At 59.6% G+C, this 15,859-nt stretch carries 15 protein-coding genes; 7 read left to right on the top strand and 8 right to left on the bottom strand.

The features are described 5' to 3' along the window. Positions 1-107: 107 nt before the first annotated feature. Positions 108-617, bottom strand: coding sequence for a disulfide bond formation protein B (locus GTU76_RS27285; protein ID WP_016985610.1), 510 nt, complete (start codon positions 615-617; stop codon positions 108-110). Between the two features lie 236 nt (positions 618-853). After that, on the bottom strand, positions 854-2,035 hold the full coding sequence (gene hmpA / locus GTU76_RS27280; protein ID WP_180700016.1) for an NO-inducible flavohemoprotein: 1,182 nt from the start codon (positions 2,033-2,035) through the stop codon (positions 854-856). Between the two features lie 164 nt (positions 2,036-2,199). Here hmpA and norR point away from each other — a divergent pair, with 164 nt between their 5' ends. The 5 genes from norR (at position 2,200) to GTU76_RS27255 (ending at position 6,707) form a co-directional block, all read left to right on the top strand. Next, a complete protein-coding gene (gene norR / locus GTU76_RS27275; RefSeq protein WP_180700015.1) occupies positions 2,200-3,759 on the top strand; it encodes a nitric oxide reductase transcriptional regulator NorR in 1,560 nt (519 codons plus the stop codon). Between the two features lie 320 nt (positions 3,760-4,079). Continuing rightward, complete coding sequence (locus GTU76_RS27270) at positions 4,080-4,982, top strand: chemotaxis protein CheV (protein WP_007916955.1); 903 nt, start codon at positions 4,080-4,082, stop codon at positions 4,980-4,982. A gap of 27 nt (positions 4,983-5,009) precedes the next feature. Continuing rightward, positions 5,010-5,468 carry a GNAT family N-acetyltransferase gene (locus tag GTU76_RS27265; RefSeq protein WP_180700014.1) on the top strand — a complete coding sequence of 153 codons (459 nt, stop codon included), beginning with the start codon at positions 5,010-5,012 and terminating at the stop codon, positions 5,466-5,468. 79 nt (positions 5,469-5,547) lie between these two features. Continuing rightward, complete coding sequence (locus GTU76_RS27260; RefSeq protein WP_180700013.1) at positions 5,548-5,874, top strand: hypothetical protein; 327 nt, start codon at positions 5,548-5,550, stop codon at positions 5,872-5,874. A gap of 83 nt (positions 5,875-5,957) precedes the next feature. Further along, on the top strand, positions 5,958-6,707 hold the full coding sequence (locus GTU76_RS27255) for a YkgJ family cysteine cluster protein (RefSeq protein WP_180700012.1): 750 nt from the start codon (positions 5,958-5,960) through the stop codon (positions 6,705-6,707). Positions 6,708-6,883: 176 nt separating this feature from the next. Here GTU76_RS27255 and GTU76_RS27250 read toward each other — a convergent pair whose 3' ends face one another. The 6 genes from GTU76_RS27250 to GTU76_RS27225 form a co-directional block, all read right to left on the bottom strand. Beyond that, positions 6,884-8,029, bottom strand: coding sequence for a transporter substrate-binding domain-containing protein (locus GTU76_RS27250; RefSeq protein ID WP_180700011.1), 1,146 nt, complete (start codon positions 8,027-8,029; stop codon positions 6,884-6,886). Between the two features lie 130 nt (positions 8,030-8,159). Next, positions 8,160-8,399 carry a hypothetical protein gene (locus GTU76_RS27245; protein ID WP_016985604.1) on the bottom strand — a complete coding sequence of 80 codons (240 nt, stop codon included), beginning with the start codon at positions 8,397-8,399 and terminating at the stop codon, positions 8,160-8,162. 113 nt (positions 8,400-8,512) lie between these two features. Beyond that, positions 8,513-8,818 (bottom strand): type 1 fimbrial protein, encoded by a 306-nt coding sequence (locus tag GTU76_RS27240; protein ID WP_180700010.1) that lies wholly within the window; start codon positions 8,816-8,818, stop codon positions 8,513-8,515. A gap of 129 nt (positions 8,819-8,947) precedes the next feature. Further along, complete coding sequence (locus tag GTU76_RS27235) at positions 8,948-9,367, bottom strand: hypothetical protein (RefSeq protein ID WP_180700009.1); 420 nt, start codon at positions 9,365-9,367, stop codon at positions 8,948-8,950. Further along, a complete protein-coding gene (locus GTU76_RS27230) occupies positions 9,330-9,959 on the bottom strand; it encodes a nucleotidyltransferase domain-containing protein (RefSeq protein ID WP_180700008.1) in 630 nt (209 codons plus the stop codon). Before GTU76_RS27230 ends, GTU76_RS27235 begins: the two co-directional genes overlap by 38 nt. 192 nt (positions 9,960-10,151) lie before the next feature. Then, positions 10,152-10,514, bottom strand: coding sequence for a DUF6124 family protein (locus tag GTU76_RS27225; RefSeq protein WP_016985602.1), 363 nt, complete (start codon positions 10,512-10,514; stop codon positions 10,152-10,154). Between the two features lie 1,081 nt (positions 10,515-11,595). On the opposite strand from GTU76_RS27225, the gene GTU76_RS27220 reads away from it, so the two are divergent. Together GTU76_RS27220 and GTU76_RS27215 are read left to right on the top strand one after the other, a co-directional pair. Beyond that, entirely contained in the window at positions 11,596-12,756 is a 1,161-nt protein-coding gene (locus tag GTU76_RS27220) for an efflux RND transporter periplasmic adaptor subunit (protein WP_175553247.1), read from the top strand. Next, positions 12,753-15,854 (top strand): multidrug efflux RND transporter permease subunit, encoded by a 3,102-nt coding sequence (locus GTU76_RS27215; protein ID WP_175553246.1) that lies wholly within the window; start codon positions 12,753-12,755, stop codon positions 15,852-15,854. Before GTU76_RS27220 ends, GTU76_RS27215 begins: the two co-directional genes overlap by 4 nt. Positions 15,855-15,859: the final 5 nt, after the last annotated feature.

The raw sequence follows: 15,859 nt of genomic DNA, 5'->3' as shown, positions 1-15,859 counted from the left end.
GTCCGTCACGGTGTTTTCACAAACACTCTGAAATGCAAAAACGCCCCGATTGGCTGATCCGCAAATCGGGGCGTTTTCTGTATCGGCCAGACAGCCGAATAGTTGACTCAGCGCAGTGCTTTTCGGTTACGCGAGGTCAGCAGCGGCACCAGAATCACCACCAGCACGAATGCCACCAGCGCCCACTGTGCCAGCGACAGGCCGAGGATCGGCGGGTACGGCGTCGAGCAGAAACCGTCGACCTGAAAGCCCAGCGGGAAGATCTTCGCCAGCGGCAGATCATCGACAATCGGCTGCAGTACATCGATGCCGCAGCTCACCGCCGGATAGAACTGGGTGTACACGTGATGCCCGGCCACAGCCGCCCCGGCAAGCGCGCAAAGCACCACCAGCACTTCGAATACGGTAATGCTGCGACGGCTGCGCATCGCCGCGCCGATGAACGCGAACAGCGCGATCAGCAGCAACGCATAGCGCTGCAAGATGCACAGTGGGCACGGTGCCTCGCCAAGTACGATCTGCATGTACAGCGCACCACCGATCAGTGCCAGGCAGATGATGCCCAACAGCACCAGAAAGCGCCGCTCACGTCCCAGTCGAATCGTTTCCTCGCTCATCGCGTTTCCTTTATATGTCCATGGTTCAACCGGCTCGCGGCTGAAGGTTGTCGCAAGTCTACACCGGGGGAATAAACGATAAGGCGGTTAAGAAACGATTAACCTCTTAAACTCGGTTCACAAATTCAGGACCCATAACGGCCTTCGCGAGCAAGCTCGCTCCCACTTTGAATTTGCGTCAAACACAAATCCTGTGGGAGCGAGCTTGCTCGCGAAGGTGGCGCCTCGGTCTTAGATCATTCCAAAGCCGAAGCCGGCCCGAAGAACTCATAACGACTCTGCTTCTCCGGCACACCCAGCGCTTTCAGATGGCGCTTGATCGCGCCCATGAAGCCCTTCGGCCCAAGGAAGTACGCATCGACATCACGCTGCTGCGGCAGCCATTCGCCAAGCAGTGCCTGATCCAGCATCCCGACCTTGTCCGCCGCCGGGCTGACACCGTCATCTTCGGCGTAGCAGTAAAAGCGCTTGAGTTGCGGATGACGCTCAGCCAACTCATCAATCCAGTCGCGGAACGCATGCACGCTGCCATTGCGCGCGCAGTGGATAAAGTGCACCGGACGCTCGGTTTCCAGCGCCGCTTCCAGCATCGCCAGAGTCGGCGTGATGCCGACGCCGCCGCTGATCAACACCAATGGCTTGTCGCTCGCGGTCAAGGTGAACTCACCCGATGGCGGGAACAGCTGAATGCTCGCGCCGACATGCAATTGATCGTGCAAATGATTGGACGCACGGCCACCCGGTTCGCGTTTGACGCTGATGCGGTACTGACCGTTGTTGGCCAGGGCCGACAACGAGTAGTTGCGGCGGATTTCTTCGCCATCGAGGATCAGCTTCATGCCGATGTACTGACCCGGCTCGGCCGCGAGGATCGGGCCTTTGTCTGCCGGTTCGAAGTAGAACGAAATGATTTCCGCACTCTCCTCGACCTTGGCCGCGACGATGAATTCACGCGCACCGCGCCAGCCGCCGACGGCTTGTTCTTTCTGGTCGTAGATCGCGGTTTCGGCGCCGATCAGAATATCCGCCAGTTGCCCGTACGCCGCGCCCCAGGCGCTCATCACTTCTGGCGTGGCGATCTCTTCGCCGAGCACTTCGGAGATGGCGCGCAGCAAACAGGCGCCGACAATCGGGTAGTGCTCCGGGAGGATCTGCAGGGCGACGTGCTTGTTGATGATCTTCGCCACCAGATCGCCCAACTGGTCGAGCTGATCGATGTGCCGCGCATACATCAACACGCCGTTGGCCAAGGCGCGCGGCTGGTCACCGCTGGCCTGGTGCGCCTGGTTAAAGAGTGGGCGGACCTCTGGGTATTCGGAGAGCATCATGCGGTAGAAGTGAGTGATCAGCGCTTCACCGCCGCTTTCCAGCAGAGGCACGGTGGACTTGACGATGGCACGATCCTGGACGCTAAGCATAAGATAGACTCCTGAGCTTCTTTGAAAAGTTACCTTAGGCTTATCAGGTTTCATGCCAACTATTTTTTCTATATAAATCAATATATTGAAAACATAGTAGTCATAAAGACTCAAAGATCTTTATAGTCATCCCGACTACATCTTGTCTCTTTGACTACAAGCCCATGACCGCCAAATCCCTGCTGACTGCTCTGCTGCCTCTGGTTTCCGATCTGTCCCGCGAATTGCCCGAGGGCGAGCGTTATCGACGCCTGCTCGAAGCCATGCGCGCCCTGCTGCCCTGTGATGCGGCGGCGTTGTTGCGCCTCGACGGCGAAGCGCTGGTGCCGCTGGCGGTGGACGGTCTAAGCACCGACACCCTCGGCCGACGCTTTAAAGTCAGCGAACATCCGCGCTTTGAAATTTTGCTGAGCGGTGCCGGACCCACGCGCTTCGCCGCCGACAGCGACTTGCCCGATCCTTATGACGGTCTGGTCGATGGCCTCGACGAGCACCTCGAAGTTCACGACTGCCTCGGCTGCCCTCTTTTCGTCGATGAAAAACTCTGGGGGTTGATCACCCTCGACGCCCTCGACCCTGAGCGATTCGAACCGATCGAACTCGACGCCTTGCAAGCGTTCGCCAGCCTCGCCTCAGCCACGGTCAACGCCGCCGAGCGCATTCAACGCCTGGCCAATCGCGCTGAAGACGAACATCAGCGCGCCGAGGTTTATCGCCAAGCCAGCGGCCAGCACAACCGCGAAATGATCGGCCAGAGCAAGGCTCTGAAGAAATTAGTGGAAGAAATCAATCTGGTCGGCGGCAGCGATCTGACCGTGTTGATCACTGGCGAAACCGGGGTCGGCAAAGAGCTGGTCGCCCAGGCTATTCACGCCGCATCAGCGCGCGCCGACAAACCGATCATCAGCCTTAACTGCGCCGCCCTGCCCGACACGCTGGTAGAAAGCGAATTGTTCGGTCACGTGCGCGGCGCCTTCACCGGTGCCACCAGCGACCGGCGTGGCAAGTTCGAACTGGCCAATGGCGGCACGCTGTTTCTCGATGAGGTCGGCGAACTGTCGCTGAGCGTGCAGGCCAAGTTGTTGCGCGTACTGCAGAGCGGTCAATTGCAACGGTTGGGTTCGGACAAGGAGCATCAAGTCGATGTGCGTCTGATCGCCGCGACCAACCGCGACCTGGCCGAAGAAGTGCGCAGCGGTCGCTATCGTGCCGACTTCTACCATCGCCTCAGCGTGTACCCGCTGCGCGTGCCGGCACTGCGCGATCGCGGCCGCGATGTGTTGTTGCTCAGCGGCTTCTTCCTCGAACAGAACCGTTCACGCATGGGCCTCAACAGCCTGCGCCTGAACAGCGACGCCCAGGAAGCACTGCTCGCCTACACTTGGCCGGGCAACGTGCGTGAGCTGGAACACTTGATTGGCCGCAGTGCGCTGAAGGCGCTGGGCAACTGCAAGGTGCGGCCGAAGATTCTCAGCCTGAGTGCAGCGGATCTGGATCTGCCGCATGAGGTTGTGGATAACTCGGTTGAGGCGGTTGCCGGTGTCGTGGCTGAGATGCCGCTGATCAGTGGGGATTTGCGCAGTGCGACCGAGCAGTATCAGCGGCGTTTGATCAGTGCGGCGCTGGAGCGCAATCAGGATAACTGGGCGAGTGCGGCGCGGGAGTTGGGGCTGGATCGGGCGAACCTTGGGCGGATGGCCAAGCGGTTGGGGATGCGAGACTGAAAAACTTAAAAGCTACCCTCACCCCAGCCCTCTCCCGGAGGGAGAGGGAGCCGACTGGGGGATATTGCAGAATTCCGCCGACGTGATCGATCTTTACTGAATCCATAATCGACTCGGTCATTCAGGTCGATGTACAACGTTTGACACCTCGGTCGGCCCCCTCTCCCTCTGGGAGAGGGCTGGGGTGAGGGGCTTTGGCTTTTGATCGAAATGCCATCCGACAACTAACCTAAAGCCCACCCCTTTAACGCCGATAACCCGGCATCAATAGTTTCTGGCGATTTCCACCCTCGCCCACCACCTTTCCACAGAAGGTTCATATGTCCTCCACCAAAGCCCGCGCAGACTCACTTTCGCTTCTGCTGTTTACCTTGCGCAGCGGCAAGCTGATGGCGATCAACCTGCTGAAAGTCAGTGAAATCATCCCCTGCCCGCCGCTGACCAAGCTGCCGGAGTCGCATCCGCACGTGAAAGGCATCGCCACGTTGCGCGGCGCCTCGCTGTCGGTCATCGACCTTAGCCGCGCGATCGGTGAGCGTCCGCTGGAAGATCCGAACGGCGGCTGCCTGATCGTCACTGACGTCAGCCGCTCGAAGCAGGGCCTGCACGTGCAGGCGGTAAGCAAAATCGTCCACTGCCTGACCACTGATATCAAACCACCGCCATTCGGCTCCGGCGGTTCACGCGCCTACATCACTGGCGTGACCTCGGTGGACGGCACGCTGGTGCAGGTACTGGATATCGAAAAAGTTATCCACAGCATCGCCCCGGCGCAGATCGAAATGGCTCCGACCGATCTGAGCATGGAAGACGCTGATGTGCTCGGCAACGCACGCATCCTGGTGGTCGACGACAGCCAGGTGGCGCTGCAACAATCGGTGCACACCCTGCGCAACCTCGGCCTGCAATGCCACACCGCACGCAGTGCCAAGGAAGCCATCGATTGCCTGCTCGACCTGCAAGGCACCGCGCAGCAGATCAACCTGATCGTCTCCGACATCGAAATGTCCGAGATGGACGGTTACGCCTTCACCCGCACCCTGCGCGAGACCCCGGACTTCGCACATTTGTACGTGCTGCTGCACACCTCGCTCGACAGCGCGATGAACAGCGAAAAAGCGCGTCTGGCCGGGGCGAACGGCGTGTTGACCAAGTTCTCCTCGCCGGAACTGACCCACTGCCTGATCGAAGCGGCCAAACACGTCGCGGCGCACGGGCACTGAGTCTTGGCTGAGACGTACTGTTTTTTGATGCGGCGCGACCTCGGTAAGGACGCGCCGGATGCACCTTGGCCACAAGACATTGAACTGGGCACGTACTCCGTCGAACTGGCGGCGGACGTGCATCATTTGATGCAACTCGGCTACCACGAAGGTGGTGGCCGGGTACCGGCGCTGGACACTTGGCAGCAGCAGTTCGAGACCGATCCTGAATACGATCCGACCCTGTGCTTTATTGCCCGTGATGGCGAAGGCGTGGTCGGCGTGGCGCAATGCTGGACCAGTTCCTATATCAAGAATCTGGTGGTGCATCCGCGCATGCAGGGCCGAGGATTGGGTCGGGCGTTGTTGCTCAAGGCATTCAAGGTGTTTCAGCAACGCCGCGAAGGGTTTGTTGATCTGAAGGTGCTGGAAGACAACCGGCGGGCGCAGCGATTGTATGAAAGTGCCGGGATGTATGTGGTCCGCCGGGAACGGGTGCCGGACTGATCGAGCGTCTTCGCGAGCAGGCAACTTCCCGTCTCACACCGACTCCAACCTTGGCCACTCACAACCAAGGACGCCCACCATGAAAGCCATCACCGCAAGCCTGCTCTGCCTCATCGCCCTGGCTTCCCAAGCCTACGCCTCCAGCCCGGACGCCTGGGCCGCCTACGACAAAACCGTGCTCGCCAGCTGCACCAAAGCCAGCGGCCTGAAAAACGCCAAACCGGTCGGCACGCCCGCACAGTTCGATGACCGCGTCGGCTACACCGCCGTCCTGTTGCAAGGCCAATACCCGCAAAAACACATGAAAGGCCAGCAAGGCACCGAACTGTGTCTGTACAACAAACAGTCGAAAACCGCCTTCGTCACCGAGTGGGACTCGATCCGCCCGACCGCCAAAGCCCGGTGAGTGGCGCATAACTTGCTTCGATCCGCGCCTGTGCGGTGGTTTTCCGCCACCGTTTCACCCCCTGATTGAAGACAGATCGCTCAATGAATACAACGTTTTCCTGCGTAGGCTGCGGCAAGTGCTGCACCGACCATCATGTCCCCCTGACCCTGGCCGAAGCCCGCATGTGGGCGGCGGATGGCGGTCAGGTGATTGTGCTGGTGGAGGCTTTTCTCGGTAATGGCCTGGGTCTGCCGGCGCAGCAGCGAGAACATGCCGAACGTCGCTCAGCGATCGTTCGCAGCGGCGCAACCGACGCCCATGTGGCAATCACCTTCGCCGCGTACAACGTAGGCCCTTGTCGGAATCTTGACGAAAACAAGTTGTGCCGGATCTACGAGCGACGGCCGTTGGTGTGCCGCATTTATCCGGCGGAAATCAATCCGCATATCCCGCTCAACCCTGCCGCCAAGGATTGCCCGCCGGAGTCCTGGCAACAGGGGCCGGTATTGATCGCTGGCGGCGAGTTGGTTGATCAGGAACTGGTCGAATTGATTCAACGTTCGCGCCAGGCCGATCGCGATGACATCGGCATCAAGGACGCGATCTGCGCGATGCTGGGGATTCGCACCACAGCGTTGAAGGGCGACGGATTTACTGCGTACTTACCGAATATGGATGCGTTTGCGGCGGTGATTGATCAGGTGACAGCGCAGCCGTTGACGACTGCGCCGAGTGAGTGGGTGTTTCATCTGTCGGGCGATGATGTTGCCGGGCAGGTGTTGGCGGCTGGGGCTCAGGTGGTGACGGAGCCGGCGCAGACGTATGCGTTTATCTCGTTGCGCGCGGCTTGATCCAGATTCTTTAGCGTCTGCACGGGCCTCATCCCGAGGATTTTTCACCAGGCCCATACACGACCGTCCGCGCTTGAGCGCCTGCCACATATGCGCAAGCGCCTGCGCCGGCATGCATTCAGCCATCAGCCGCACGCACAACGCAGCGACGGCTGACGGGAATGCTTGCGACTTCTTCAGCTGGCAGCCACTGCCAGACACTCAAGCTCTACTTTAGCTCCCGGCACCACCAGTTGCTTGCCCGCGAACGTCGTGCGGGCAGGTAACCGGTCGGCAGGGAAATAGCGGCGATAAACCTCGTTCATCCCGGTGAAATCCCCGACGTCGGTGAGAATCACGGTGCACTTGGCTACGTGCGCAAGAGATGAGCCACTTCGGTCCAGCGCGCTACGCAGATTCTCCATGACCTGAACCATCTGCGGACGAATCCCGCCCGCCGCCAGTTGGCCATCGACATCCAGCCCGAGCACACCGGACAAATAGATCGTCTCACCAATCTGTACGGAATCGGAAAACGGCAAACCCTGCGCCTTGGCTCGATAGCGCGGGAAGTCGCTGATAGCAGGCGACAGATAGCGTTCAGTGATCGCCTGATACTGGCCGCTCTGTTTTAAACGCTCAAGGGCCGCATTGAGATCATCACGCAGTTTGCTGTCGGTTTTGCGCAAAGCCATGGCCACGCCCGTGCCCAGCATCGGATCCTTGAGCGCCGGCCCTGCAAAACCGAACGCCTGACCCTGCGGTCGGCTCAAGAATGCGTGCGTAATTTCGATGGAATCCTGCAAGGTGGCATCGATTTCACCGCTTTGCAGACTCGCAATCAGTTGATCGTTGAACTGAAAGCTACGAATCGTCACACCCGACTCAGCCCAGCGTGCCTTGGCGAACGCCTCGCGACTGGTGCCAGCCAACACACCAATACGTTTGCCTTGGAGTGATTTGGCATCAGGTTGCAGATGCGTCCCCTTGCGCGCGACCAACTGGCTGCTCAACGGGTAGAGGTTGTCGGTGAAATCCATGCGTTCCCGTCGCGCCGGGGTGGCCGTCATCGGCATGATCACGTCAAAACGATTGGCCTCAAGCGCCACGACATTGGTCGCGTAATCCTGATCGACCCACACGCAACGTTTTTGCAGTTCGGCGCACAAGGCATTGCCCAACTCGATGTTGAGTCCGACCAGTTCACCTTTATCGTTGCGACTTTCAAAGGGGGGTACGAGAGGTTCGACGCCAAACCGCAGCGTCGGCTCGACCGTCGACGACACACAACCGGTGCTCAGGGCTAACAGCGACAAAGCGGACAGGATTTTTGCCAGAGACATGGAAGCGACCTTTATCAAAGCGTTCACGGGGCATGAATCTTTGACGAAAGGTCGCTTGGATTCCCAGAGGGCGAATCTGCTATCTCTGTGGGAATATTCTGCGTCTAGGTGCGATTACCTCAAGAACAGATCAGCGCTTGCCCATCGACCGACGGGTGCCCGGCGGCGCCATGCCCGGGGTCTTGGTGTGGCCATTCTTGGCGCCGTTCTTGTACCACGGCTGGTTCGAGCCTTTGGCAGAGGCCAGCTCGCCCGGCTTGAACGGAAATTTGAACGCCGGGATATCGGCTTTGGTTTCGCTGGTGTCGGCCAGTTCAGCCGGGACATCGCTCACAGCGTCGTCAACCGGCGGCAGGGTCGGGGAAGTCATAAAAGCTCCGGAAAGCAAAAAGTCGGGCCCGATCAGTGAGCCGCGAAGGCGCGCAGTATACCTGTGCGCCCTGACTCGGCACCTGAAGATTTTTCAGCGCACGCCGAACGGTTTTACAGGTAACTGATGATGACGATGCCTTTGTCGGTTGAGGTGTTCAGCGCTTCGTAGCGCATGGAGATCGGCAGCGACTGAAGACTGCAAGCGTTGCGATCGGTGCCGACATCGACTTTCAGGCCGGGCTTGATTTCGATCTGGCGAGACTCACGAGACGCAAACGCCCCGACCGGTCCGACCTGACAGCCCGAATCAACGATTTGCCCGGTAAAGCGGATCTCGCCGGATTGACTGGCAGGCGCGGCGGAGGCTATGAGTGGAAGCAACAGAAGCACAGACGGCAGAGCGGTTCTCAGCTTCATTTCAAGACACTCCCGGGGTGAGCGGCCCAGAGAGATATGCGCCGTGCGCGGCCTGAGCCATACAAGCTGTATCCGCTCATAGAGGCGGATCTTTAGGAGATTAATCAGGATCGCAAGCCATGCCGGATGTCAGTTCATTCGTTGCTGGACGTTACTCAACAATTGCGAGGCGCTTTCCAACAACTGCGCCAGAAGAGCGTCATCCTCATCCATATACCCTTCGTATTCCGCGAGATTGCGCCGCTCATGACACAACGCGAACAATCGCACCTGAACCTTGCTGATATGCGCCGTATGCACCAGACACTGAAAGACCAGATAGCGTTTATCCGATCGATAACCACTCAATCGAAGCGCCGTCAGCGCCAATGCGTGCGCTGCGTTATAGGCCAAGTCGAAACGGCTGGAAAAAGACAACGTAGAAGTTTGCGCATCCTTGAGCCGATCCACCGCCGAGCGCATCAAGCCCTCACACTCCTTGCGATCCGGCGGCTCCGCTTTCAGCCCACCGCTACGTAGAAGATTCTCCAGACTCTCGTTGTTGCCCATCCTTGGACTCCAAAGGGTTTGCCCCTAACAGATCGATTTTTTCCTGCCGCACCACCCGCACGACAAAGCTGTTTTGCGCAGCCAGTTTCGCCGCCCAGTCTTGCGGGGTGTAAAGCGTCGGGTTGATGGGACGACCCAATTGCTCCTCCATGGGCATGAGCCGTTCCATGACGTCACTGTAGTGCAGGCCTTCGCCGATCAGCATGAGATCAATGTCACTGAGTGTGTTTGCTGTGTCTTTGGCGATGGAGCCATAGACAAACGCCCAAGTGATCTGCTCGGTAAACGGCTGCAATGCCTGACGCAGAGGCTCGGCGATGGCAAACGTCTTGCGAGCGATGCCCAGCAGTTCGGCATAGATGGGACAGGTGGGATTGGCCTGGTAATGGTTCTGATTGCCCACCCTTGTCATGCGCAACACACCGGCTCGCTGCAGACGGTCGAGTTCACGCATGAGACTGCCTTTGCCAACACGCGCCCAGCGCGCGATCTCATTGGCATAGAAAGTCTGGTCAGGCTTACCGAACAGCAGACCCAACACTTTTTGTTGAGTGGTGGTAAACAGCGCTTCGCTTAGAGAGATAGTTTCCACTGTGAAGGCCAAAGAGTCCCAAAAAGGGAACGATAGGTCCCTTTTTGGGACTTATCAACTTGCGGATATTTCCAGAGACAGCGGCCACAGAACAATCGCCATCGCAAACAGGCTCACACCTACATTTGGATTGCGATCCCCTTGTAGGAGCGAGCCTGCTCGCGAAGAACGATGACGCGGTGTTCAGACGGATTACGTTTGTGGATCAACCCGATCCAGCGCCCGGTTCACCGCCAGCTCGGCAAGCATGACGATCTGCTGGATCGCCAGCGCCGTACTGCGCTGCGGACGACTGAGCTGATCGGCCAGATCACCGGCCATGACATTGGCTGAAGCCAGTGATTCGCAGGCGTGGGCCAGCAGGCTTTCGGTGTCGATGTTCGGGTGGATGAGGAACATCGTACTGGGCTGACGCGGTTTGACCGGCTCGGGGCAGAGATAGAAGTCGAGGGCGCGCTTGATGGCTTCGCGGGTTTTGATCTGGTCGTCGGCGCGGATGGCGTCTTCGAGTGGGGTTGTGGGATCGATGGGTGGATCTGGAACTGGCTTAGTCATTGGAAACCCTATTTTGCAAATGGGAGCCATCCCTTGCCGTTTCTCACGCGGCGAAGTGGGTGGCAGCTATGTGCGGGGTGAGAAACCGGAAAAATAGGAAACCGGCCAGACCGAAGTCTGCCCGCACACAGCCGCCATGAAGCATTTGCAAGCAGCGGACAAGCCGCCGGCAATTATGCGGACTGATGGACTGATTCACTAATTTTTCAGGGTTCTCACACCCGATCACCGAGTTTTCGGCGACAACCCAAGACTAGAGAGCGCACGTCCGACGGACAACCTGAAAACCTTGTGGGAAGGTTCTGGTTATTTGACACAAATTTAAACAGCCAAAAGCCAACCCTCACCCTAGCCCTCTCCCAGAGGGAGAGGGGACTGACCGAGGTGTTTGGCAGAGCTACGCCGACGTGCGATACCGTGTTGAACTCAGGTTTTGAAACAGATCAAAAGCCCCTCACCCTAGCCCTCTCCCGGAGGGAGAGGGGACTGACCGAAGTGTTTGGGAGAGCTACGCCGACGTGCGATACCGCGGTGAACTCAGGTTTTGAAAAGCCCACAGATCGGCTCCCTCTCCCTCGGGAGAGGGCTGGGCGGGCGGCTTTCCGATGAGGGGCGAATCCAACGCAAATCAAAAGCCGGCCACGCTGTGCTTTTCACCACTCAATAGGCCGAGTGTCAGCTCGCCTGCTCTTGATCTTGATCCACGGGCGACGTCGGAAGGCTGAGTGGAGGGATTGATCCGGGCGTGGGAGCGCAGCGACCGTTTGGCGCAGCCAAACACAGCGAGAGGAGGTGCAGCGAAGCAAACCGTAGACGCTGCGCCCGGATCGATCCCGCAGCGAAGGAACCCCGAGCCCCAGCGAGCGGGCCGCACGTAGGAGCAAGCGTTTTTGGTTACTTTTTAGGCGTTTGTAAAAAGTGACCCGCCGTAAGGGCGGAACCGTAATCAGCCACACCCGCAGCAACGGATATGCACCCAGCGAAACTGACAGCGCCGACAGCTAGCCGTCACCCTCCTGACCCCCAAACAAGTTTATAAAGACCCTAACCCTGCCCAAACTCCGTCCGGCGCCCACCCCGCATGCGAATCCAAAAGAACAAAGCCCTGCTCGCCACCCTATTGATCGTCCTCGCAGGCGCAGGTCTGTGGTACACCCTGAAACCCGCCCCGACCAAACTCGCCACCCCCACCGCCATCCCGGTGCGAGTCATAGCGGTCAGCGAAAAAGACGTCCCCCGCTACACCAGCGGCATCGGCTCCGTACTCTCATTACACAGCGTCGTGGTGCGCCCACAAATAGACGGCATCCTCACCAAAATCCTCGTCAAAGAAGGCCAACTCGTCAAAGCAGGCGACCTGCTGGCCACCATCGACGACCGCTCCATCCGCGCCAGCCTCGACCAGGCCCGCGCCCAACTCGGCGAAAGCCAGGCGCAACTGCAAGTCGCCCTGGTCAACCTCAAACGCTACAAACTGCTCACCGTCGACGACGGCATCTCGAAGCAGACCTACGACCAGCAACAAGCCCTGGTCAACCAATTGAAAGCCACTGCCCAAGGCAACCAAGCCTCGATCGACGCCGCCCAAGTTCAGCTGTCCTACACGCAGATTCGCTCCCCAGTCACCGGCCGCGTCGGTATTCGCACAGTCGATGAAGGCAACTTCCTGCGCATGACCGACACCGCCGGCCTGTTCACCGTCACCCAGATCGACCCGATCGCCGTCGAGTTCTCCCTGCCGCAGCAAATGCTGCCAACCCTGCAAGGCCTGATCAACGACCCGCAACGCGCACCGGTCAAGGCCTACATCGGCGCTGACACTGATGGCGAAACCGGCAACCTGCTCGGCGAAGGGCACCTGACCCTGATCGACAACCAGATCAACGCCAACACCGGCACCATCCGCGCCAAGGCCGAATTCGACAACGCCAGCCAGAAGCTCTGGCCCGGCCTGCTGGTCACGGTAAAAATTCAGACAGCCCTCGACAAAGATGCGCTGGTCGTACCGCCCACCGTCGTACAACGTGGCCTCGACCAACACTTCGTTTACCGGGTCAACGGCGACAAGGTCGAAGCCGTGCAAGTACAGATGGTTTACCAAGGCAGCGGCCAGGACATCATCAAAGGCGTGAAGGCCGGTGACGTGCTGGTCACCGACGGCCAGTCGCGGCTCAAGCCCGGCTCGACCGTGCAAGTCATGACCGAGCCGGCGCAGGTGGTGCAAGCGGAGCCGAAACCATGAAGGCGCACAAAGGTGTCTCCACGTGGTGCATCGATCATCCGGTGGCAACCATTCTGCTGACCATCGCTTTGGTGCTGGTCGGTTTGATTGCCTTCCCGCGCTTGCCAATCGCCCCACTGCCGGAAGCGGAATTTCCGACGATTCAGGTCTCCGCGCAGTTGCCCGGTGCCAGCCCCGACACCATGGCCTCGTCCGTGGCCACGCCGCTGGAGGTGCAATTCAGCGCCATCCCCGGCATGACCCAGATGACCTCCAGCAGTGCGCTGGGCTCAAGCCTGCTGACCCTGCAATTCACCCTCGATAAAAGCATCGACACTGCCGCGCAAGAGGTCCAAGCCGCGATCAACACCGCCGCCGGCAAACTGCCCAAGGACATGCCGACGCTGCCAACCTGGAAGAAGGTCAACCCGGCCGACAGCCCGGTGCTGATCCTCAGCGTCAGCTCGACGCAAATGCCCGGCACCGAACTCAGCGACCTGGTGGAAACCCTGCTCTCGCGTCAGATCAGTCAGATCGACGGCGTAGGACAAATCAACATCACCGGTCAGCAACGTCCGGCGATCCGCGTACAAGCCTCGGCGGACAAGCTCGCGGCGATCGGCTTGACCCTCGCCGACATCCGACTGGCGATTCAGCAGACCAGCCTCAACCTCGCCAAAGGCGCGCTGTACGGCGAATCGAGCATCTCGACGCTGTCGACCAACGACCAGTTGTTCCACCCCGAGGACTACAGCCAACTCATCGTTTCCTACAAGGATGGCGCCCCGGTTCACCTGCGCGATGTCGCCAAAGTCGTCAACGGTTCGGAAGATGCCTACGTGCAAGCCTGGGCCGGTGATCAGCCGGGGGTGAACTTGGTGATCTCTCGCCAGCCGGGCGCCAACATCGTTGAAACCGTTGACCGCATTCAAGCCGCCCTGCCCGGCCTCGAAGCGATGCTGCCGGCCTCGGTGCAGGTGAAAACCCTGATCGATCGCACCCAGACCATTCGTGCCTCGCTGCATGAAGTGGAAATCACCCTGTTGATCGCGATCATGCTGGTGGTCGCGGTGATGGCGCTGTTCCTGCGCCAATTGTCGGCGACCCTGATTGTCTCGGCAGTGCTCGGCGTGTCGTTGATCGCCAGTTTCGCCTTGATGTACATCCTCGGCTTCAGCCTGAACAACCTGACGCTGGTGGCGATCGTCGTCGCGGTCGGCTTCGTCGTCGACGATGCGATCGTGGTGGTGGAAAACATCCATCGCCATCTGGAGGCCGGCGACGACATGCGCGAAGCGGCGATCAAGGGCGCCGGCGAGATCGGTTTCACCGTGGTCTCGATCAGTTTCTCGCTGGTGGCGGCATTTATTCCGCTGCTGTTCATGGGCGGTGTGGTCGGGCGCCTGTTCAAGGAATTCGCCCTGACCGCGACCTCGACCATCATGATTTCCGTGGTGGTCTCATTGACCCTCGCGCCGACGCTGGCAGCGCTGTTCATGCGCAAACCGGAGCATCACGCCCACGACAAACCGGGCTTCAGCGAACGTTTGCTCGGCTGGTATGAGAAAGGTTTGCGCCGCGCCCTCGCCCATCAGAAATTGATGATTGGCGTGTTCGGTCTGTCGCTGGCGCTGGCCATCGGCGGTTACATCTTTATCCCAAAAGGATTCTTCCCGGTGCAGGACACCGGTTTCGTCCTCGGTACCACTGAAGCCGCTGCGGATATTTCCTACGGCGACATGGTGAAAAAACACTTGGCGATGGCCGAAATCGTCGCCGCCGACCCCGCCGTGCAGGCGTTCTCCCATTCAGTCGGCGTCTCCGGCAGCAACCAGACCATCGCCAACGGCCGTTTCTGGATTGCCCTGAAAAAACGTGGCGACCGCGACGTCAGCGCCAGCCAGTTCATCGACCGTATCCGTCCGCAACTGATGAAAGTCCCCGGCATCGTCCTCTACCTGCGCGCCGGCCAGGACATCAACCTCAGCTCCGGTCCGAGCCGCGCGCAATACCAATATGTGCTGAAGAGTAACGACGGCGCGACCCTCGCGACATGGACGCAACGTCTCACCGAAAAACTGCGCAGCAACCCGGCGTTCCGCGACATTTCCAACGACCTGCAACTGGGCGGCAGCATCACCCACATCAGCATCGACCGCAGCGCCGCCGCGCGTTTCGGCCTGACCGCCAGCGATGTCGACGAGGCGCTGTACGACGCTTTCGGCCAACGCCAGATCAATGAATTCCAGACCCAGGTCAATCAGTACAACGTGATTCTGGAACTGGACACAAAACAGCGCGGCAAGGCCGAAAGCCTCAACTATTTCTACCTGCGCTCACCGCTGAGTGGCGAGATGGTGCCGCTGTCAGCGCTGGCCAAATTCGATGCGCCGACCATTGGCCCGTTGTCGATTGCCCATGACGGGATGTTCCCGGCGGCCAACCTGTCGTTCAACTTGGCGCCCGGTGTGGCGTTGGGTGATGCGGTGATTCTGCTCAATCAGGCCAAGGCCGAGATCGGCATGCCAACCGCGATCAGCGGCAATTTCCAGGGTGCGGCTCAAGCGTTCCAGAGTTCGTTGGCCAGTCAGCCGTGGCTTATCCTCGCGGCGCTGGTGGCGGTGTACATCATTCTCGGCGTGCTTTATGAAAGCTTCGTGCACCCGCTGACGATCATTTCGACTCTGCCGGCGGCAGGCTTGGGCGCGGTGATCATGCTGTGGATCTGCGGCCAGGACTTTTCGATCATGGCGCTGATCGGGCTGGTGTTGCTGATCGGTATCGTCAAGAAGAACGGCATCCTGATGATCGACTTCGCCCTCGAAGCCCAGCGCCACCGAGGCCTGTCACCGCAGGATGCGATTTTCGAAGCGTGCATCACGCGGTTCCGGCCGATCATCATGACCACCCTCGCCGCTCTGCTCGGCGCGCTGCCGCTGATGCTCGGTTACGGCACCGGCGCCGAACTGCGCCAACCGCTGGGGATCGCGGTGGTGGGCGGTTTGCTGGTCAGCCAGATGCTGACGTTGTTCACCACTCCAGTCATATACTTGTGGCTTGAGCGGTTGTTCCACCGGCCCAAACCGATGCCCTCACCGGCATTGGCGACCACAGACTGAGGCAG

It is taken from the genome of Pseudomonas crudilactis, assembly GCF_013433315.1.
GTDB classification, from domain to species: Bacteria; Pseudomonadota; Gammaproteobacteria; order Pseudomonadales; family Pseudomonadaceae; genus Aquipseudomonas; species Aquipseudomonas crudilactis.
Note: the sequence above shows the minus strand (reverse complement) of the source record. Positions and strands in the feature narration are given on the sequence as shown.